Consider the following 20,190-nt stretch of genomic DNA (forward strand, 5'->3'; position numbering starts at 1 on the left):
GGAGGCCCCCTTTGCTCACCACGGAGTTCTACCGGCCGCCCGCGGACTGCGGCCTCGTCGCACTCGGACCCGACGAGCCCAGGACCCCGATGCGCGCGCTGCGCGAGGAGATCCACGACATCCTCGTCTCCGCCCCGGTCGCCGAGGCACGCCGCACCCGTGATCCACGCCCCGTCCACCGGGCACTGGGCGCCGCCGGCGTCCTCGCTCCCCAGTGGCCCGAGGAGTATGGCGGTCGCGGCGTCAGCCAGGTGGCCGCGGCCGTCCTCGTCGAGGAACTGGCCATGCACGACGTGCCCGACCTGCTGCACACCCTCACCGTGCAGATCGTCGGCTCGACGCTGCTCAACGTCGCGAGCCCCGCGATGAAGGCGCGTCACCTGCCCGGCTTCGCGGCCGGCACGGCGTTCGGCTGTGTGCTGTTCAGCGAGCCGCACGCCGGCTCCGACCTCAGCATCCTGTCGACCCGCGCCGTCCCCGACGGCAACGGCGGCTACAAGCTGTACGGCACGAAGGTGCACTCGCTGTTCGCCCGGCTCGCCGACTACGGGCTGTGCCTGGCCCGGGACGACAACGACGCGCTCACCCTCTTCCTCGTACCGCTCGCCAACGAGGGCGTCACCATCCGCCCCATCCCCGGCATCATGGACGACGCCTTCCACGAAGTGGTCCTGGAGGGCGTTCCGGTGACCGCCGACGACGTCGTCGGCGAACCGGGGCAGGGCTGGGCCATCGTCGTCAAGACCCTCGCCTTCGAACGCACCGGCCTCGACTACTACGTCAAGGCCCTGCGCTGGTACCGGGCCGCCCTGGAACGCCTGGAGAGCCACACCGACCGCCTGGAGTCCGGCCAGCACGACGAGATCGGCCTCGCCAGGCTGAACGCCAGGCTCCTCGCCGCAGGAACCCTCGTCCGCCGGGTCCTCACCCGCCTCGACCGGGGCGATCTCAACGAGGACGAGGCCGCGGCGGCCAAGTGGTACACCACCGAACTGGCCGCCGAGGTGGCCTGGTGGGCGGCCGAACTCGACGGCGACCAGAGCATGACCCTCGACGACCCGTCGGTGGACGGCGTGGCGCACCCGCTGGACGCGGCACTGCGCGAGGCACCGGGCATGAAGATCTCCGGGGGCACCGCGGAGATGATGCTGGAGACGCTGGCCCGGCTGCGTCTCGACTCAGGGGCGGAGGTACGGCCGTGACACTGGAGAGGAAAGCCGAGCGGTGGCGTGAACGGGAGGACGAGGACTCCCTGTTCCGGCAGCTCAGACTGACCGTGCGGCAGAGCCTGGACGCCGGGGGCAGCACCGCCGCCTACTGCTGGGACGCGCTCACCCAGGTCGGCGCCTGGGAGTTCGGGCTGCCGATGGAGATGGAGGGCCTCGACCTCGGCAGCGCCGTCCTGGCCATGCTCTGCGAGGAGGCCGGCAACGCCATGCAGCCGGTGCCGCTGCTCGGCACCCTGCTCACCGTCGATCTGCTCGCCGGAGTCCACGAGGCCTCCCCGGACGCGGCCGAGGACCTGCTCGACGGCATCCGCACCGGCGAACTCGCCGTCGCCGTCCCGGGCAGACTGCCCGGCCCGGACGGCTCCGTCCCGGCCGGGATCACCTGGAAGCCCGATCCCGGCACCGGTGCGGTGGTGTTCAGCGGGACCGCGGGTCCGTTCGCGGCCGGTGTGGATCCGGGCGCGCTGCTGCTCGTCGCCTGCGGCCCGGACGGGCCGTGTGTCGCACTGGTCCCGCTGCCCGCGCCGGGCGTCACCGTCCGGCCGCTGCGGGACCATGGCGGAGGAGCGGTCGCGGGCGCCGTGCTGGACGAGGCGGTGGTGTCCGCCGAGCAGGTCCTGCTGCGCGGACTCGCCGCGGAACGGGCACTCGCGCGGGTCGGCCTCCGCGGGGCCGTCTACCAGGCGTCACTGCTCGCCGGGATCACCGCGGCCGCGCTCACCGCGGTCGTGGAACGCATCCGCGGCCGGCGCCAGTTCGGACAGGCACTGGTCAAGCACCAGGGGCCGCGGCTGAGGGTCGCCGGGCTGCTCGCCCGGCTGGACGCGGTCCGCTGGGCGGTCGGCGACGCGGCCCGCGACCTCGACGAGGGACGGCTCACCGCGGGCGACGCGGCGGGCCTGATCGCGCTCACCGCGGAGACCGCACTCGACGTGACCCGTGACGCGGTCCATCTGCACGGGGCCGCCGGACTGGCCCGCGACGCCCTGGTCGCCGGCTGCTACCGGCGCGTCGCCTGGGAGGCCATGCGTTGCGGCCGCCCGGCGATGCTCTGGGAGACCGCGGCCCGTGTCCCGTGACATCCGACCGCGACGGACCACGACGGCCCGCACCCGGAGGGCCGGGTGCGGGCCGTCGGCGGGCACGGACCCGACGCGGCACCGCGGCGCGGGCCGACGAAGCCGGGCGGCACGGACGCGCATGAGCAGGGACGCCGGGCGGCATGGACGCGCATGAGCACGGCGACGCCGCGCAGAACGGACCCGACCGGGACGCGCGGCGGACACGACGCCGGGGCCGGGGCTCCGCGGAGCCCCGGCCCGGTCGGTGCTCGACCTTGTCGAGGAAGGCGGGTCAGACACCCGAGAGGGGACCGGGGTCGTCCAGATCGAGCCGCATGATCCAGCGGTGCCGCTTGTCGCTCTTCGCCTCGGTCCTGCGCACCCGGCGGAACCCGGCACGCTCGAACATCTCCATGGTGCCGACGTACGCCAGGGTCGGGTTCACCCGGCCGCCCTCGGGGTCCACGGGGTATCCCTCGACGGCCGGTGCCCCGTGCGAACGGGCGTGCTCCACCGCGCCCTTCAGCAGGCCCGACGCGACGCCCCGCCCGCGGAACTGCTGGCGGACCACGAAGCACGTCACCGACCACACCGGCAGGTCGTCCACCGGCAGGATCGTCCTCGAGCTGGTCAGCCGGTCGAGCTCCTTGCGCGGGGCGACGTTGCACCAGCCGGCGATCTCGCCGTCCGCGTAGCCCAGCACCCCGGGGGGCGGGTCACCGGCGACGAGGCTGCGCATATGGGCCCCGCGCTCCTCGGCGGTCATCCGGCCGTAGTCGCCGGTGGTGAGCCGCCACGCCATGCACCAGCAGGTGTGGTTGCTGGGCTTGGGACGGAGCACCTTTTCCAGGTCCTCCCAGCGGTCCTCGGTCGCGGGGTGAACTTCCAGTTGCATGACGATCGTTCGCTCTCTTCGTTTCCGACGGGGGAGTGGGGTCCAGTGGGGGAGTGGGATCCGACGGGGGATGTGTTCTAGGGGCGGGCCACGTGGTCGACGGCGGCACGGAACACGTCCACCGCCCGTTCGCACGCAGCCTTGTCGACGTCGAGATGGGTCACGAGTCTCAACACACCGGGCGCGGGTGAGGTCACCCGCACGCCGTCGCGCGCCACCTCGTCCACGAGGGCGGCGGCGTGGGGCGTCCCGGCCAGCACGATGTTCGTCTGCGGGGTCCGCACCGAGAGGCCCGCCGCGCTCAGCCCCTCGGCCAGCAGCGACGCGTTCCCGTGGTCCTCGGCAAGCCGTTCGAGATGGTGATCCAGGGCGAACAGGCCGGCCGCGGCCAGGATCCCGGCCTGCCGCATCCCGCCGCCCAGAGCGTGACGCAGCCGCCGCGCCCGAAGCGGGTGTCCGGTCCGCGTCAGCAGGACGGAACCGACCGGTGCTCCGAGTCCCTTCGACAGGCACACGGCGAGGGTGTCCGCGACCGCCCCGTACCGGTCGAGCGGTACGCCGGTCGCCGCGTGGGCGTTCCAGATCCGGGCACCGTCCATGTGCACGGCGGCCCGCGCCACGTCGGCCACGGCGCGTATCTCCTGGAGGACGTCGAGCGGATACACGGTGCCGCCGGCACGGGTGTGGGTCTGCTCCACCTCGATCGCGCGGGTCCCCACGGTGTACGCGTTGCCGGGCCGGAGGAAGTCCGTGAGCACCGCAGGGGACAGCAGGCCGTCCGCACCGCTCGTCGTACGGGTCTGGATCCCGCCGTACCGGGCGGGCGAGCCCTCCTCGTGGGCCAGGACGTGTGCCTCCGCGTCACAGACCAGTTCCTCGCCGGGGTTGAGCAGCAGCCGGAGTCCGATCTGGTTGGCCATCACGCCCGACGGCACGAACACGGCCGCGGGGAAGCCGAAGAGCTCGCAGAGCCGCTCCTCCAGTGCCTGGACGGTGGGGTCCTCGCCGAACAGGTCGTCGCCGACCTCGGCGTCCGCCATGGCGGCCCGCATGCCCTTCGTCGGCCGGGTGACCGTGTCGCTCCGCAGATCGACGACGGGGTTGCCGTTCGCCACGGCGCATCAACTCCTCGGTTCCGGGGTGAGCCCGTGCGCGGCCACCCAGTCCAGCAGCGGCCGTACCCGCCGCCACGTCTCCCGGACCAGGAGCGGCACCGACGGCCCGTGCAGCCCGTCGTCCGGGCCGAAGCGCCGCCCCACGTCCAGCTTCCGGTGCCGCAGCAGACCGAGCCGCGGATGGTCCTCCGGGACACCGCGCGGCCGGGTCTTCAGCCGGTCGCCGCCGATCGTGAACCCGTCGTCCTGCAACGCCCCGGTGATCGAGGCCAGTTCCGCCCCGCCGGCGCCGTCGTCCAGGACGACGGCGCGGTACCGGCCGACGTGCTCACCGGCGTACGGATACCAGCGCCCCGAAACGTACAGACCGTCCGTGTCGAGGTGGAGCCAGTAGCCCAGACAGGGCGCCAGGTCGAGGTAGGCACCCTGGTAGGTCTTGTACGGCGACTTGTCGTGCGACATCCGCGTGTCCCGCACGGGTCCCAGCACCCGGACGCCGGGGAACTCGTCCGACAGGTCCTCGCTCAGTGCGCGGACCGGCGCCAGTACCTCGCTCTCGTACCGCGCGCGGAGGCTCCGCCGCCACGCCTCCTTGCTGTTGTCCGCAGCGAGGTCGGCGTAGAGGCGGAGCGCGTCCGGCGGGAAGCCGGCAAAGGTCATGAGAGATAGCCCGGCAGCGGGTGGCGGGCGCAGATCTCCGCGACCCGGGCGCGGGTCCCGGACCGGACGACGGGGGACAGCCGGTAGCCGCCCTCGCCGTCGGGCCGCACCGCGGTGAGCACATCGGCGATCATGTCCGCGCACTCGGCGGCGGCCTCCCGCCCCATGCCCCGCGCGGCGATGGTGTTGCTGCCGATCCGCAGCCCGCCGGTGACCCGTACCGGCGTGGTGTCGCCCGGCACGCGATTGCGGTTCACCACGATCCCGCAGGATTCCAGGGCCAGTTCGCAGATGTCGCCGGTCAGTCCCGTGCCGCGCAGGTCGATCAGCACCATGTGGGTGTCGGTACCGCCGGTCACCAGGCGGAACCCGCGGCCCGCCAGCCGTTCCGCGATCACCTGGGCCCCGTCGGCGAGCCGCCGGGCGAGCGCGCCGAAATCCGGGCTCGCCACGAAGGCCAGTGCCCGCGCCTTGGCGGCCACCGACGCCAGATCGGGTGTGCCCTGGGTGAAGGGGAACACGGCCCGGCGCAGCGTCCCGGCGAGCGTGCCGCGCTCGGGCCCCGCCCGGCCGGCGTCGCGGCCCAGCAGGATCAGCCCGCCGCGCGGACCGTACAGCTGCTTGTAGGTGCTGGTGGTGGTCACATGGGCGTGGTCCACGGGGCTGGGGTGCAGCCCGGCGGCGACCAGTCCGGCGATGTGCGAGATGTCGGCGAGCAGATAGGCGTTGGCCTCGTCGGCGATCTCCCGGAAACGGGCGAAGTCGATGGTGCGGGGGTAGGCGCTGGCCCCGCAGATGATCAGCTTCGGCCGGTGCGCGAGGGCGAGTTCGCGGATCTGGCCGTAGTCGAGCAGCCCGTCCGGGGTGAGCCGGTAGCCGCGTGCGTCGTAGTAGCGGCCGGTCACGGAGGCCGGCGAACCGTGCGTGAGGTGACCGCCGCAGTCGAGGTCCAGGCCCAGCAGTGTGTCGCCGGGGGACAGCAGTGCGGTGATCACGGCGAGGTTGGCCGAGGAACCGGAGTGGGGCTGGACGATGGCCTCCCGCGCCCCGAACGCCGTCTTGGCGCGTTCCACCGCCAGCCGCTCGATGTCGTCGGCCACCGAGCAGCCGGCGTGGTAACGGGCACCCGGGTACCCCTCCGCGGTGAGGTTGCCGAGCGCGGTGCCGCCGCAGGCGAGCACGGAAGGGTCGGCGACACTGGACGCGGCGACCATCATCAGCGTGTCGTTCTGCCGCGCGGTCTCCTGGGTGAGCAGGTCGTAGAGCGACGGGTCGGTCTCCTGCAGCCTGGCCGCGGCGAGCGCGGCGAAGTCGACCAGGTCGGGGGCGACTGCGGTGGCCGTCCCGCCCGGGGGAGCGGGGGCGGCCGTGGGCAGGGTGAGACTCATGAGTGTCCCTTCTCGGGCTCGTCCGACTCCGGCAGGCACAGTGCCTCGGCGGCCAGCAGGGCGTCGGCGCCGTACTTTCCGTCCGCGGCGATCCTGTCGGCGAGTTCGGAGACAACGGGATTCTGGAAGACCGTCTTGACCGGTACGGGCACCCCCAGCAGGTCCTGGAGCAGGCCCGCCAGCCGGGTGCCGCTGAGCGAGTCGCCGCCCAGCTTGAAGAAGTTGTCGGCGGGAGCCACCCGGTCCAGGCCGAGGATGTCCGCGACGGCCGCGCACAGCACGACCTCCAGCGGGCTCTCCGGCTCCCCGGCGGCGCCCTCGGCGGGGCCGTCGTCCGGGCCGGCGGACTGCCGGCCGGCCGCCTCGGCGAGCGCCAGCCGGTCCACCTTGCCGTTCCGGGTCAGCGGCAGCGCGTCCAGGACCGTCAGCTGCGAGGGGACCATCGCCGAGGGGAGCCGCTCCGTCAGCCGGGCCAGGACGCCGTCCGCGCCCGCCTCGGCCTCCGTTGCCGCGGTGCCGCCGGACGGGACGACCACGAAGGCGTGCAGCCGCCGCACCCCGTGGGCGCTGGCCGGGGCCACCACCACGGCCGACTCGACGGCCGGGTCCTGCCGCAGGGCGGCCTCGATCTCGCCGAGCTCGATGCGCTGCCCCTGGATCTTCACCTGGAAGTCGTCGCGGCCCAGGATCTCGATGTTGCCGTCGGGCAGGTAACGGCCCAGGTCGCCGGTGAGGTAGGCGCGTTCACCGGTCTCGGGGAGGTGCACGAAGCGGGTGGCGGTGCGCTCGGTGTCGTTCCAGTACCCGAGGGCCAGACCGACGTCACTGGCCACGGCCATCTCGCCGGCCACCCCGAGCGGACGCTCGTAGCCCGCCTCGTCGACGATGTAGTAGCGCTGGTTGGTGATCGGCTTGCCGTACGGAATGCTGGTCCAGGCCGGGTCGACCTCCCCGATCGGGTAGAAGAGCGACCAGCAGATCGTCTCGGTCGGGCCGCCGGAGCCCACCACCCGGATCCGCGGGGCGGTCGCCCTGAGCCGGTCGGGAAGCGTCAGCGGGATCCAGTCGCCGGACAGCACGGCCAGCCGCAGTGTCTCCAGGGGCCGTTCGCCGCTCCGGCGTTCCCTGACCTCCGCCTCGCCGACGAGCAGCTCCATCAGCACCGGCACCGAGTTCCACAGGGTGATGGACTCGTCGGCCACCAGCCCCGCCCACACGTCCGGCTCGGCATGGGTGAACGGAGGCGGCAGCACCACGGTCCCGCCGTACGGCAGGATGCCGAACACGTCGTGGACCGAGGCGTCGAAGTGCAGCCCGGACACGGCCAGGAGCCGGTCGCCGGCCGACACGGAGAAGCGCTCGGCGACGTCGCGGATCAGGTTCACCACACCGATGTGGTCGACCATCACGCCCTTGGGCTCGCCCGTCGAACCGGACGTGAAGATGGTGTAGGCCAGGTCGGCGGGCGACTGCGCGGTGTCCGGCCGGGACGCGTCGCCGACCTCGAACTCGGTGTCCACGCAGTAGCGGTGGACGTTCGCCGGCCAGCTCAGCCGGGTGTTCAGCGCGGACTGGGTGAGCACCTTGTCGACCTTGCCCTCGGTGAGCAGCCGGTGCAGACGCTCCGCGGGCACGGTCGCGTCCAGCGGCAGGTACGCCGCACCGGACGCGAGGACGCCGTACACCGCCGCGTACTGCTCCCAGCCCTTCTCCATGACCACGGCGACCAGTTCGCCCGGCCGGGCTCCGTGGGCGCGCAGCCGGCGCCCGATCCGCCAGGCGTAGGCGGCCAGTTCGGCATAGCTCAGCCGGCGCCGCGCGTCCACCACGGCCTCGGCGTCGGGGGTGCGCTCGGCCTGGGCGGCGAAGAGCTCGTGCAGCGTGACGTAGGGGATGCGGCCCTCGGTGTCGTTGACCCGGCGGCGCAGTTCCCGCTGGGCGGGCGGGATCAGGTCGAACCGCCGGACCGTGAGGGCCTCCTCCGGATCGTCGAGGATCCGGTCCAGCAGCCGAAGGTACGCGCCAAAGGCGTCGTCGATCAGGCCGTCGGCGAAGGCGCCGTCCACGAAGTCCCAGATGACCCGGAGTTCGCCGCCCAGTTCCCGCAGCTGCACGTCCAGGGAGACCTGGGGGGTCTGCGAGATCGAGTACACCTCGTGGCCGAGGTCGTCCACCGGCCGGCGCACCGGGTAGTCGAGCAGGCTGGTCACCACGATCGGCATGCCGGCCTGGTCGCCGGCTCCGTGCAGCCGGGTGAGCTCCCGCAGCACCTGCACCCCGTTGAACGCGTCGTGTGCGACGTCCCGCTCCAGCTGCTCGTGCAGGGCGCGGGTCCGGTCAAGGAAGGTCTCGCCCGCGGCTGAGGCGGTCAGCAGCACCGCGTTGGTGAAGTCACCGAGCACGGATCCGATGCCGTCGTGCACCGGGGGCCGGTGGAACACCGGGTAGTTGACCGTGAAGTCGGCGGTCGCCGACCACACCCGCATGACCTCGGCGAACCCCGAGGTCAGCAGGACCGACAGGGACACCTCGGCACGCTCGGCCACCTCGTTCAGCCGGCGCAGCCCCGCAGCCGGGATCCGGTGCTCCCTGCGGTCGAAGCGGACCGCGCCGGTCCGCGGCCCGCCGGCCGGCAGGTCCGGTGCCGGCGGCAGGTCCGGCACACGCTCCAGCCAGTAGTCGCGTGCCGCCCGGTAGGCCTCGGTGTGCGGCAGGGTGCCGGCGCGCCAGCGGGCGTACTCGGCGAAGGTGATGCCCGGCTCCGGAAGGGCGGCGTCCGGGTTCTCGTACAGGTCGATCAGGTCGGGGAACAGCACCTGGAAGGCACTGGAGGCGTCCAGCACCTGGAGGTCGATGCCCAGATGCACCCGCCACAGGTCACCGGAGGAGCCGTCGCCGGAACCGTCGTCACCGGCGCCCGCCGGCAGCCGCACCATCCGCAGGTCGAAGAGCGGCCAGCTGCCCACCGGGAAGACCACATGGCTCATCTCCTCGCGCAGCGCCGCCAGTTCCCGCTCGGCCTCGGCGGGGGAGCGGTCACCGAGGTCGATGACCGGCAGGGCGTACGGCGGCGGGTCCTGGAGCACGTGCTGGGTGCCGTCGGTGCGCCCCACGGCCCGCAGCATGTCGTGCCGCTCGACGACCCGCCGCCAGGCGGTGGCCAGCCGGTCCGGGTCGAGCCCGGGACGCTCCCATTCGAAGTAGCCGTAGCAGCCGATGCTGCCCAGTTCCACGGCGTCACCGCGCCCGATCATCAGCGCCTGCTGGGTCTCGGTCATGGGGAAGGACGCGGCGGCGTCCGGCGCGGCGGCACGGGTGTACAGGAGATCGGTCATGTCGGGCTCCACTCGCGATTGGGAGGTCGGCAGAGAGTCTCGAAGGAGGGGGTCATGCGCCGGTTACGCGTGCCCGCCACGGGCGAGAGGCGTACCCGGCGGCGCGTCGCCCGGGGTGGTGCGGGCGTGGTGCGGACGGGGCGTGGGCGCCCGGCTGGGACGAGGGTGCTCGGACCCGTCTTCGGAAGCGGCGTTCGCGCGCCCTTCCGGCGGGCACCCGCGGGATTCCTCGCGGCGGTCATGCGCCGGCCGTCTCGACGGTCACCGGAACGGCGTCGTCGTCCAGCGACCGCGCGAAGAGCTGGACCAGCGGATGGAATCCGTACCGCGGCCGCCCCGTGCCGTCACTGCCGCGGACGTTCAGCAGCGCGGCGTCGACCAGGGATTCCAGCAGCCGTTCCGCGTCCGCCTCGGACGTGGTCAGCGTGACCGCGGCCTCGGCGGCCGCGAACGCCGACGTCTCGATCCGGGCCAGCCGCGGCAGGGCGGTCGCCGCGTCGCCGTCCAGCCCCCGACCGCACGACAGCAGCGCCTTGCGGACGTCGAGATCGTCCAGCCGGAGTTCACGGAGCCTGGTCGCCGGGTCGGCGAGCCGATCGGCGAACACCGCGGGCGCAGTGTGGGGCCGGCCGGCTATTCGGGTCCCGGCGATGCGCAGCGCCAGTGGCAGCCCCGCACAGCGGTCCGCGATGGCCTCGGCCGCCTCCGAGGCGGCCGCCATGCGTTCCGGTCCGGCGGCGGCCGACAGCAGCAGCAGCGAATCGGCCCGGTCCAGCGGGTCCAGCACGATGGTGTGGGTGCCCGGCACCGACGGCAGTGCGGTACGCGCGGTGATCAGCACCGCAGCCTCCGGGGTGTTCGGCAGCAGTGGGCCGAGCTGGGCGTTGCCGGCGACGTTGTCGAGCAGCACCAGGAGCCGCCGGCCGGCCGTCACCGCCCGGTAGAGCCGGACCAGTTCGTCGAGGTCCGTGCACGCGGGGTCCGGCGGCGTCTGGCCCAGGGCGCGCAGCATCAGGGCCAGCACCTGGGCGGGGTCCTTGGGCGTACCGTCCGGGTGCCGCAGATCGGCGTACAGCTGGCCGTCGGGGGAGTGCTCCAGGCATGCGTGGGCGGCCCGTACGGCGAGCGCCGTCTTCCCGATGCCCGCCATCCCCATGAGCAGCACGCGACGCGGCCGCCAGGCGGCCGTGCTGCCCACCCCGGGCGGGGCCAGCAGCTCGCGCAGCTGCGCCAGTTCCCGGTCCCGGCCGGTGAAGTCGGCGCTGTCTGGCGGCAGCATCGCCGGCACGGCACGCGGCACGGAGGCCGGTACGGCAGGGGGGACGGCCGTGCGGGTGCCGAGGCTTCCGTCCAGTACGCCCTGGTAGACGGCGCCCAGCTCCTCACCGGGGTCGACGCCCAGCTCCTCGGCCAGCTCCTCCCGGCCCTGGTGGTAGAGCTGCAGCGCCTCGGCCTGACGGCCCGACCGGAACAGGGCCGTCATCAGCTGGCCCCGCATCCGCTCGCGCAGCGGGAACTCCGCGACGAGGCCGGTGAGTTCGGCGACCAACTGCTGATGGAAGCCGACCGCCAGGTCCGCCGCGATCCGGTTCTCGAGGGTGACCGCGCGGGCCTCCGCGAGCGGTGGCTCCTCGGTGTCCATCAGGAATTCCGTGACATTGGAGAGAGCCGGTCCACGCCACTGGGCGAGTGCCTCGCGGAGCAGCATGCCGGCCTTCTCGTAATCACCCGCCATCAATGCTTCATGACCCGCCGCGTCGAGCCTCTCGTATTCGATCACGTCGAGCCGGGAATCCCCGATGTCCATGACATAGCCGGGCGGCATACGCTCGATGGAAATGTCGTCGCCGAGGATCTTTCTGAGCCGTGAGACGTACGTGTAGAGCTGTGCGCTCATCGTCGTCGGGGGATCCCATCCCCACAGCAGCCGGCTCAACCGCTGGTCGGACACCACTTCGCCGCGCGCGAGCAGCAGGGCTGCCAGTACGGTGTGCAGCTTCGTCCCCGAGATGTCGGCTCGCCGGCCCGCACGGCGTGCCTCCACCCGTCCCAGTACGCGGAATTCCATGGCAAGCCTCCTCGCTGTTCAGGTTCCGGTTCATCTGGGCTAACCTGCGCCAGGAGTGTGACCGAGCCCGCTGTTCCCTCGATATCGGATCGATTTCGTGTGAGGCCGACCGGGGGAAAATCCACGGAACAGCGAATCGAAAGTGGTCGTTCCTACGGTTCTTCTCGTACCGCAGCAGACGGATACACCGTGCGTTTCGACACGAGGGGATGGACGATGCGCAGCATTCGTACGGCAAGGGGAACCGCTCTTCCGGGCGTCATCGCCGCTGTGGCCCTGCTCGCCTGGGCCGCGGCCACCGGCACGCACCAGGTGGATGCGCACCACTCGCACGGCGTGCAGCGAACCGTTCTCGCCGCGGCGTCGGACGAAAAGCCCTGGGGCTGAGCGCTCCCAGCCCCGAGCCGTCCCCCGGTTCCCGCGCCGCCGCGCCGGGACCGGGGGATTCGTCATGGGCCGGAAGGCCGACCGGGGCCGCGAGGCTACGCGGGGTTCCGGGGGCGACCACCCGCCGGCCTCGGAACGGTCCGGCCGCCGGATGGGCGCCGGTCCACCTGAGGGATCGTTCCGCCGCCGGAGCGACTACCCGGCCGCCGGCGGGATCACCGGACCAGACGGCGCGTCAGGTCGGCCGCTGACAGTGACCGTCCGGGCTGCGCTCGCGTGGAGCCGCCTCGGGGCGGTCGGGGCCGGTGCCGTCTTTCGTTCGGGGCCCGCGGCGCCACCGCTGTCGCCGGCGCCCGCAAGCCCGGAGGCGCCCGTGCACGGAGCCGGCACCCGTCCACGGGAGCGACTACCCGGCCGCCTCAGGAACCCCCGGTTGCCGGCCGTCCGACGACGGCGCGACCGGGTTCCAGCCGGGGCCGGTTCGAACCAGCCCGGTTCCCCGGACCATTCGGGTCACGGGCCACCGGGGCCGGTTTGAACCAGCCCGGTTCCCCTGACCATTCGGGTCACGGGCCCAGAAGGCGCGTCAGGTCCGCCGCCGACCGTGACCGTCCGGTCCGCGCCCGCGGGGAGCCGGTCTCGGGGCGGTCCGGCGCGGCAGCGGCTTCCGCTTCGGGCCCGGAGGCACCCCCGCCGTCCCCCTCGTCCGCGAGGGCGGCCAGCCGCTGCGCCCGTTCCCGCCAGAGCTGGGCCCCCACGTCGGCGAACAGGGCGGCCGCCTGTGCCAGTCGCTCCCGTGCCGCCTCGAACCGGCCGGCCAGCAGGTCGACGCAGCCGAGGTCCGTCTCCACCCGGGCCTTCAGGAAGCAGTCGGAGACTTCCTCCGCCGCCTCCATCGCGCCGCGCAGCGCGTCATGGGCCCCCGCCAGGTCCTCCTGACGCCACAGGGTCTCCCCCATGCCGCGCAGGGCGTGTGCCTCCCCCACCCGGTCGCCGTCGTTGCGCGTCAGTCGCAGGGCCTCCGCGAACGACCGGGCCGCACGGTCCAGTTCACCGCTGCGCAGCAGCGCCTCGCCGAGCCGGTAGACGCTCTGCGTCTCGGAGCGCGGGGACGCGGCCCGTCGGCTGAGCAGGACGGCCTCGTCGGCCAGCGTCACGGCGCGCTCCACCTCGCCGCGCTCCAGCTCGATCTGCGCCAGGAATCCCAGCACATGGGCCTCGTTGCCGGTGTCACCGACCTCGTGGAAGCTCTCCAGTGCCTCCTGGCACCAGTGCAGGGCGCGCTCGTAGTCGCCCTGGAAGCGGGCGCACATCGCCAGATTGCGCAGTGCCAGCGCGGTGCCGTGCGTCTGGCCCGCCTCCCGGTGCAGCCGGAGCGCGGCCGAGCTCCATCCCTCCGCCGGTTCGTACCTGCGCTGGTATATCGCCAGCGTGCCCAGCAGCCGCAGCATCGTGGCCTCGCCGTTGCGGTCGTCGGCGCGGCGGGCCGCGGAGAGCGACAGCTCGGTGCACTGCTGCCAGTTCTCCAGGTAGTTGTGCGTCTCGAACACCGGGACACTGCTCTCGGTCAGTCCCCAGGCGAACCGGGCCTGCCCGGCGCCGGCCGCGTGCGCCACGACGTCGACGACGGCCGCGCGCTCCGTCTCGAACCACGCCAGCGGGTCGGCCAGCAGCTCGTCGGCAAGCCAGTCCGGGAGCCCCGGCGACACGGCCGGCTCACGGCCCACCGGATAGCCCTCCCGGTCCAGCCTCCTGCGGGCCTCCTCGGCGAGCCACAACCAGCCCGTGAACGCCCGCTCCAGAGCACCGTGGCACTCCTCCTCCGACTCCTCCGCCTGGGCGCGCTCCCTGGCGAACAGCCGCAGCAGGTCCTGGAACCGGTAGCGGGCCGTGCCGTCGGGCGAGTCGGCCACCTCCAGTAACTGGGCGTCCACCAGCTGCTCGATCAGATCCTCCGCCGTGAGCGGATCCGTGCCGAGCATCGCGGCACCGGCCCAGGCCGCGAAGTCCGGTGTGCGGAGCAGGCCCAGCCGCCGGTACATCCGGGCCGCGTCCGACGACAGATCGCGGTAGGTCAGCTGGAATCCCGCGCGCACCCCGCTGCCGCCCTGCGACAGCTCGTCCAGCCGCCGCCGCTCGTCCTCCAGCCGCGCGACGAAACTGCGGGTGCCCATATGGGGTTTGGCCACCAGCCGCGCCCCGGCGATCCGCAGCGCCAGCGGCAGCCGGTCGCACAGCGTGCTCAGCTGCTCCACCGCCACGGGGTCACCGCCGAACCGCTCGGCTCCCACGATCCTGGTCAGCAGCGCCGTGGCGTCGGCTTCCTCCAGCACCCGCAGCCGCACCTGCAGGCCCGCGAAATCGCCCGTCAGGTCGTTCAGCGGTTCCCTGCCGGTGGCCAGCACGCAACTGCGGCCGGCGCCCGGCAGCAGCGGGCGGAGCTGCGCGGAGGTGCGGACGTTGTCCAGCACGATCAGCGTCTTCCGGGAACTGAGCACACTGCGGTACAGCGCCGCACGTTCGTCGGGATCCGCCGGGATCTGCTGCGCGGGGACGCCCAGGGCGCGCAGGAAGCGGTCGAGCACCGCCGTCGCGGTCACCGGCTGGTCGTTCCTGTCGTAGCCCCGCAGGTCGGCGAAGAGCTGGCCGTCCGGGAACTGGTCGGAGACCTGGCTCGCCCAGTGCACGGCGAGCGCCGTCTTGCCGACGCCGCCCATACCGACCAGCGCCGCCACCACCGGGGCGGGGGAGGCGTACGGCTGCTCCTTGAGCAGCCCGTCCAGCAGCGCGAGTTCACGCTCCCGGCCGGTGAACGACGTGGTGTCGGCGGGAAGCTGGGCCGGCGCCGTCGACGCCGAGACGCTGGTGGTGGGCGGCAGCGTCAGCTCCGGGGAGTCCTGGAGCACCAGGTCGTGCAACCGCCGCAGGGCCGGCCCCGGTTCTATTCCGAGCTCCTCGATCAGCGCCTTTCTGCCCTGCCGGAACGTTTCGAGGGCCCGGGCGCGCTGCCCCGACCGGTACAGCGCCAGCATCAGATGGGCCCGGCACTGCTCCCGCAACGGGTGCTGTTCCACCAGGGCGGTCAGCTCGCCGACGAGGGTCTGGTGCTGACCCAGCTGCAGCCGCAGCCCGGCCTGTTCCTCGCACAGGTCGAGCCGCAGCTGCTCCAGCCGCGTCGCCTCGGCCGCGATGCGCTCCCCGGTGAGCCCGTCGAGCGCCGCGCCCTGCCACTGGGCCAGCGCCTCGGACAGCAGCCGGCACGCCTCCTCGGCGCGTCCCTGCCGGGCCGCGGCGCGGCCCCGCTGGGCCAGCTCCTCGAACTCCGCCACATCGATCCGGTGCTCCCCCTTGGCGAGCACATAGCCCGGTGGCGAGGTCAGGAGGAGGTCGTCGACACCGACTTCCTTGAACGACTTGCGCAGGGCCGCCACACAGATCGCGATCTGGTTCCGCGCCGTGGCAGGCGGGTCCTGGGCCCAGACCGCCTCCGCGAGGCCGTCCACGGACACCACCCGGTCCGGCGCGAGCAGCAGCGTCGCGAGCACGGTCTGCGAGCGTCGTCCGCTGAGCCTCACCGGCGTCGCACCGGCCCTCACGTCCAGCGGTCCCAACAGCCTGAACACCAGCTGATTCACATCTGCCCCCCATTGTGACCGGTCGCCGGGAGACGTCCGGCCCGCCCCCTGGGCGGAGCGGTCGCTTCCGCTCCCAGTCGCGCCCTGCCCTCCATCCGGCCGCAGACGGGCCGAGCGCACCCGTCGGCGGCCTGCTCCCCGGTCCTGAAGCCGCGGAGTCGTGGCGCCGCGCATCTTCGCACATGGACGGGTGTCCGGGGGCCAACACGACACTTGTCCCGGTGTGTACGCCGGCCGCCCCTCGCTGACCTGCGGGATTCGTTCCGCCGGCGGACCGCCGAAGACGGAACCGGCTCCACCGCCTTTTGGCTGGAAAGGCGCGCCTCGCCGCTCCGTGGGAGGCGGACCCCGGGCAGGGCCCGGCGCGGGCCGGGCGCCCGTGCTCGCACGGCTCGTGCGGTGCGCACGTTCGCCCGGCCCGCGCCGGCCGACGGAGCGGCGGGTGTCCCGCCCGCGTCGGAGGCCGCCGTCAGGGCGCAGCGGCCCTACCGCGGGCGTCGGCGGCGGCGCGGGCGAGTCCGCCGCCTCCCGTGCCGGTGCCGCCCTCCGGCTTGGGGGCGGCGAACGGGCGCATGTCCTGGGCGCAGGTGGCCCCGGCCGGGGGCAGGACGCCGTCGACGAGGTAGCGGCTCTCGTGCTCGTTCACACAACTGCTGGGGTTGAGCAGGGCCGTGTGGCCGAACCCGTCGAGGGTGAGCAGCCGGGTGTTCGCCAGGTAGCGGGTCATGGCCACGGCGTTCTCGTGGGGGGTGGCCGGGTCGAAGGTCGGGTTGACCAGGAGAACGGGGGCGGTGGGCTTGTTCCACGGACCGCTGTACGGGTCGGCGGCCTGTGCCGGCCACGCCGAGCACGGCTCGCTGATCCAGGCCCAGAAGCCGCCGATGTCGCCGGTCCGGGCCGTGCTGCGCAGTTCCTGCTGCCGGTAGCTGCCGGGATCACGGGGACCGGGGCTCTCGGAGCAGATCACACCGTACTTCTGCTCGTACCCCGGATACCCGTCGGGTGCGGTCGGCGACGGCTGCTCGGCGGGCTTGCGCCCCTGCCAGAGGTCTTCGAGGTCCTTGGCGAGGCCGGCCCACTCCTTGGTGAAGTAGATGCCGTTCACCACGCGGGCGATCGTGGCGGCGTAGGTCCAGGCCTCCTGCGGGTTCTTCTGGAGGCGTTTCAGGAGCTCTTCGAACTTGGCGCGGGTCTTCTCCGAGGTACCGGCGGAGAAGGGGCAGCCGGCGGTGGAGGCACCTCCGCACAGGCCGAGGAACTGCTGCAGCGTCGCCGCCGAACCGAGGTCGGAACTGTTGCGCAGGAACGTCCCCAGGTCGGGCGTTCCGCCTCGCTGGTCCTCGTTCGACCACGCCCGGGGATCCACGACGGCGTCCAGGACCATGGAGCGGACCTTGGCGGGGAACATGTTGGCGTACGTGGCGCCGAGCAGCGTTCCGTACGAGACGCCCAGATAGTTCAGCTGCCGGTCGCCCACGGCTGCACGGAGGTGGTCCAGGTCCCGCGCGGTGTCCGCGGTGGACACGTGCCGCAGCAGCTCCGGATCCCGCTGCTCGCACAGCCGGGCCAGCTCGGCGTGTGCCGCGATCCAGGCCTTCCGTTCCCGGTCGCCGACCGGGAACCCGGCGGGTACGCCCCCCTGCCACGCCTGGGCCTCCTTCGCACCGGGGAAGCACCGCACCGGGGCGCTCTGCCCGACGCCGCGCGGGTCCCAGCTGACGATGTCGAACCGTTCCCGCACCTCGCGCGGGAACAGGCCGTACACCGTGGGCAGCGCCTGTGTGCCGGGACCGCCTGGTCCGCCGGGGTTGAAGAACACCGTGCCGAGCCGCCGCCCGGGACCGGTCGCCTTCCGTTTGATCACCGCGAGATCGATGCTCCGGCCGCCGGGCTTGCGGTAGTCCAGCGGAACCTTCGCCGTCGCACACTCGAAACCACCGTGCGTTCCGCGGCAACGGCTCCACTCCAGCGGCGACACGGGCCCGACGGGAACCGGCCCGCCTCCCGGCGCCGGACCCGGCACCGTGAACATCGTCGAACAGACCACCGCCGCGACCGTCGCCGCGGCGTACCGCCCGCGGCCCCGTCCCGCGGCGAACCGCCCACGGCCCCCTATGGATCCGGGTATGTGCATGCGTCTCTCACTCCTGACGGTGCTCGACACTGGGCCTCCGGAACTGCCACGGAGGCATCCGAACCCACCCGAACCCGCCCGGACCGTTCCCGCAACCAGCCGACGGCCGAACGGTGGACACCACAACCGGCAGGGGATTCCCCCGACTTCACCGCAATGGCGGCGTGTGCGGCGCGTGCTGCCGTACGCGCCCGACCCGCCCCGACCCGACCCGCCCCGACCCGACCCGCCCCGACCCGCCCCGGCGTGGCTCGCGGCCCGGCCGTGGCCGTACCGCCTGTGTCATGATCACGCGCATGACGCCTTTACCCGCCGAACCCCCGCCCTGGCCCGCGGTCCTCACGACGGAGCGTCTGGCACTGCGTCCGATCGAGGCGTCCGACGTGCCCGTGATGGTCCGCCTCTGGACCGACGCCGAGGTCCGCCGTCACCTCGGTGGCCCCGTCGCCGCGGCCGAACTGCGCGTGCGCGAGGAGAAGTGCGTCGCGGCGCGCGGAGCGTTCACGGTGGCGCGGCGATCCGACGCCCTCGTCCTGGGCCTCGTCTGCGTGCAGCCCGGAGCGCGCGGCGGCCGCGCGGAGCTCTCCTACCAGATGCTCCCCGAGCACTGGGGCCACGGCTACGCGCGCGAGGCGGTCGCCGCCGCCGTTCGCTGGGCGGCGATGCTCGCGTCGGCACCCGGCGCTGCGGACGTCGTCGCCGTCACCCAGGAGGCCAACCGCCGTTCCCGCCGGCTCCTGGAATCCCTCGGTGCCACGCCGGCCGAGAGGTTCGTCGAATGGGGCGAGCCGCAGGTGCTGTACGTCTTCGCGCAGCCGACGCCGGGCGGCCGGCCGCCTGACGCCTCATGACACGGGCCGCGCCTGTACGCCGGAAACGTACTCCTGGTGCGCCCCACTGGCGATCATCCGCACCTCGCCGCGGTCGCTGATCTCCGCCTGCACGATGCCGGTGGCGTCCGCATAGACGGGATGGCCGCCCGGACCCTTGCGGTCGGTGCGGCGGACCACGACGACGTCCCGCGGGCCCCCGCCCGTGAACGTCAACTCATACGCTTCTGTCTCATCCATGACATCCTCGCTCGGGTGTCGCTGCCGGTTCCGGTGTGGTGTGCATAGACCACGATGTCGGCTCGGCAGCCGTTCTGCCCGCTGTGCCTGCCGCACAGGTGATCCGCCGGTGATCCGCGCGGTTCCGGCCGGGGTGCGCGGGGCACGGCAGCACGGTGTCCTTTTGCGTACACAGGATTCCCCGGCATGCACATAGGGAGCCCGGGGGCGTGTCACCCCGTGGCGGTCAAGAGCCGCCGTGCTGGTGCTGCTCGGGCAGACGGCTCTGCGGGTGGACCCACAGCACGACGTTCCGCGGAAGCTCCGGCCCGGCCTTCTCCCATTCCTCCCGGAAGAACGCGAGGACCTCGGCATCCGAGTGACGCAGACTGAAGTGCGTCAGGACGAAGAGCGTCTCCGGGTGCGCCTCCACCAGGGGGCGCAGCCGGCTCCACACCGTGTGCCCGACCCGTTCGGCGCGCTCCAGTTCGGAGTCGTGCAGGAAGGTGCACTCGGTGATGATCACCGGGTAGTCGAACAGCCATGGATTCCGCTCGAACACGCGCACATGGGTGTCACCGAGGTAGGCGAACAGCGGCCGCTGTACCTCCTGGTCCACGTCGGTGCCGTTCCTGCGGTGCTCGGCCATGATCCGGCCGAACTCCGCGCCCCGGCCTCCGCGCAGCAGGCCGCGCCGCAACTCCTCGAACTCGGGCCGCAGCGACTTCCCGGTCTCGGAGAACGCGTATCCCACACAGGGCACCTTGTGCTCGCACTCCACGACCCGCACCCGGTGACCGCGCCGCCCGAAGGCGAACTCGTCGTCCTGCCGCACCCCGTGCAGACGGTGGCCGCCGGCGAGCGCCGGGTCGTACCCGTCCCCGTGGTTCAGCTCCGCCGACGCCCGCAGATAGGACTCCACGTACGGTGCTGCGGCGGCGGGGAGGTAGATGTCCGTGCCGCCGGCCCGGGCGGCGAGGAAGTCGAGGTCCTTGGCGTGGTCGTGGTGGGTGTGCGTCAGGAACACGGTCTCCGGCTGCCGCCCCTCGCACAGACCGGCGTCGAGGCTGCACCGCAGCTCGGGGACGTGGAAGAACGTCTTGTCGTTGGCCCGGGAGTACCCGGTGAGCGTGAGGTCGCAGCCGGGGATCCGCCAGGTCTTCCACTGGCGGAACGGATGACCCTGCTCCAGGAGCTCGGGATGGTCGGCGTGCCGTACCGGGGCGTGCGCCAT

14 protein-coding genes are annotated in these 20,190 nt (G+C 73.0%); 4 read left to right on the forward strand and 10 right to left on the reverse strand.

The genetic code is table 11. The features are described 5' to 3' along the window. Positions 1 to 11: 11 nt before the first annotated feature. Positions 12 to 1,202, forward strand: coding sequence for an acyl-CoA dehydrogenase family protein (locus ACZ4Z5_RS19385; protein ID WP_468264267.1), 1,191 nt, complete (start codon positions 12 to 14; stop codon positions 1,200 to 1,202). Beyond that, entirely contained in the window at positions 1,199 to 2,308 is a 1,110-nt protein-coding gene (locus ACZ4Z5_RS19390; protein ID WP_468264270.1) for an acyl-CoA dehydrogenase family protein, read from the forward strand. Before ACZ4Z5_RS19385 ends, ACZ4Z5_RS19390 begins: the two co-directional genes overlap by 4 nt. 274 nt (positions 2,309 to 2,582) lie before the next feature. On the opposite strand, the gene ACZ4Z5_RS19395 is transcribed toward ACZ4Z5_RS19390, so the two are convergent. The 6 genes from ACZ4Z5_RS19395 to ACZ4Z5_RS19420 form a co-directional block, all read right to left on the reverse strand. Next, a complete protein-coding gene (locus ACZ4Z5_RS19395) occupies positions 2,583 to 3,185 on the reverse strand; it encodes a GNAT family N-acetyltransferase (protein WP_468264272.1) in 603 nt (200 codons plus the stop codon). Positions 3,186 to 3,262: 77 nt separating this feature from the next. Continuing rightward, a complete protein-coding gene (locus ACZ4Z5_RS19400; protein WP_468264276.1) occupies positions 3,263 to 4,300 on the reverse strand; it encodes a threonine aldolase family protein in 1,038 nt (345 codons plus the stop codon). Positions 4,301 to 4,306: 6 nt separating this feature from the next. Continuing rightward, positions 4,307 to 4,960: a DUF2461 domain-containing protein gene (locus ACZ4Z5_RS19405; protein ID WP_468264279.1), complete on the reverse strand. Its 654-nt coding sequence runs from the start codon at positions 4,958 to 4,960 to the stop codon at positions 4,307 to 4,309. Next, on the reverse strand, positions 4,957 to 6,348 hold the full coding sequence (locus tag ACZ4Z5_RS19410; protein ID WP_468264282.1) for a serine hydroxymethyltransferase: 1,392 nt from the start codon (positions 6,346 to 6,348) through the stop codon (positions 4,957 to 4,959). Before ACZ4Z5_RS19410 ends, ACZ4Z5_RS19405 begins: the two co-directional genes overlap by 4 nt. After that, the gene (locus ACZ4Z5_RS19415) at positions 6,345 to 9,683 is read right to left on the reverse strand and encodes a non-ribosomal peptide synthetase (RefSeq protein WP_468264285.1); all 3,339 of its coding nucleotides are present in this window, start codon (positions 9,681 to 9,683) and stop codon (positions 6,345 to 6,347) included. The genes ACZ4Z5_RS19410 and ACZ4Z5_RS19415 overlap by 4 nt, the downstream gene beginning before the upstream one ends. 238 nt (positions 9,684 to 9,921) lie before the next feature. After that, positions 9,922 to 11,751, reverse strand: coding sequence for an AfsR/SARP family transcriptional regulator (locus ACZ4Z5_RS19420; protein ID WP_468264288.1), 1,830 nt, complete (start codon positions 11,749 to 11,751; stop codon positions 9,922 to 9,924). A gap of 216 nt (positions 11,752 to 11,967) precedes the next feature. On the opposite strand from ACZ4Z5_RS19420, the gene ACZ4Z5_RS19425 reads away from it, so the two are divergent. Further along, positions 11,968 to 12,138, forward strand: coding sequence for a hypothetical protein (locus ACZ4Z5_RS19425; RefSeq protein WP_468264291.1), 171 nt, complete (start codon positions 11,968 to 11,970; stop codon positions 12,136 to 12,138). Between the two features lie 566 nt (positions 12,139 to 12,704). On the opposite strand, the gene ACZ4Z5_RS19430 is transcribed toward ACZ4Z5_RS19425, so the two are convergent. Next, a complete protein-coding gene (locus ACZ4Z5_RS19430; protein ID WP_468264294.1) occupies positions 12,705 to 15,773 on the reverse strand; it encodes an AfsR/SARP family transcriptional regulator in 3,069 nt (1,022 codons plus the stop codon). Positions 15,774 to 16,242: 469 nt separating this feature from the next. After that, positions 16,243 to 17,907 (reverse strand): alpha/beta hydrolase, encoded by a 1,665-nt coding sequence (locus ACZ4Z5_RS19435; RefSeq protein WP_468264297.1) that lies wholly within the window; start codon positions 17,905 to 17,907, stop codon positions 16,243 to 16,245. Between the two features lie 296 nt (positions 17,908 to 18,203). Between ACZ4Z5_RS19435 and ACZ4Z5_RS19440 the strand changes: the two genes are divergently transcribed. Continuing rightward, positions 18,204 to 18,758 carry a GNAT family N-acetyltransferase gene (locus ACZ4Z5_RS19440; RefSeq protein ID WP_468264300.1) on the forward strand — a complete coding sequence of 185 codons (555 nt, stop codon included), beginning with the start codon at positions 18,204 to 18,206 and terminating at the stop codon, positions 18,756 to 18,758. Here ACZ4Z5_RS19440 and ACZ4Z5_RS19445 read toward each other — a convergent pair. Beyond that, positions 18,753 to 18,977 (reverse strand): DUF6296 family protein, encoded by a 225-nt coding sequence (locus ACZ4Z5_RS19445; RefSeq protein ID WP_468264303.1) that lies wholly within the window; start codon positions 18,975 to 18,977, stop codon positions 18,753 to 18,755. The two genes, ACZ4Z5_RS19440 and ACZ4Z5_RS19445, sit on opposite strands and share 6 nt — an antisense overlap. 226 nt (positions 18,978 to 19,203) lie before the next feature. Beyond that, a complete protein-coding gene (locus tag ACZ4Z5_RS19450; RefSeq protein ID WP_468264306.1) occupies positions 19,204 to 20,190 on the reverse strand; it encodes an MBL fold metallo-hydrolase in 987 nt (328 codons plus the stop codon).

It is taken from the genome of Streptomyces sp. NPDC030222 (assembly GCF_055573115.1).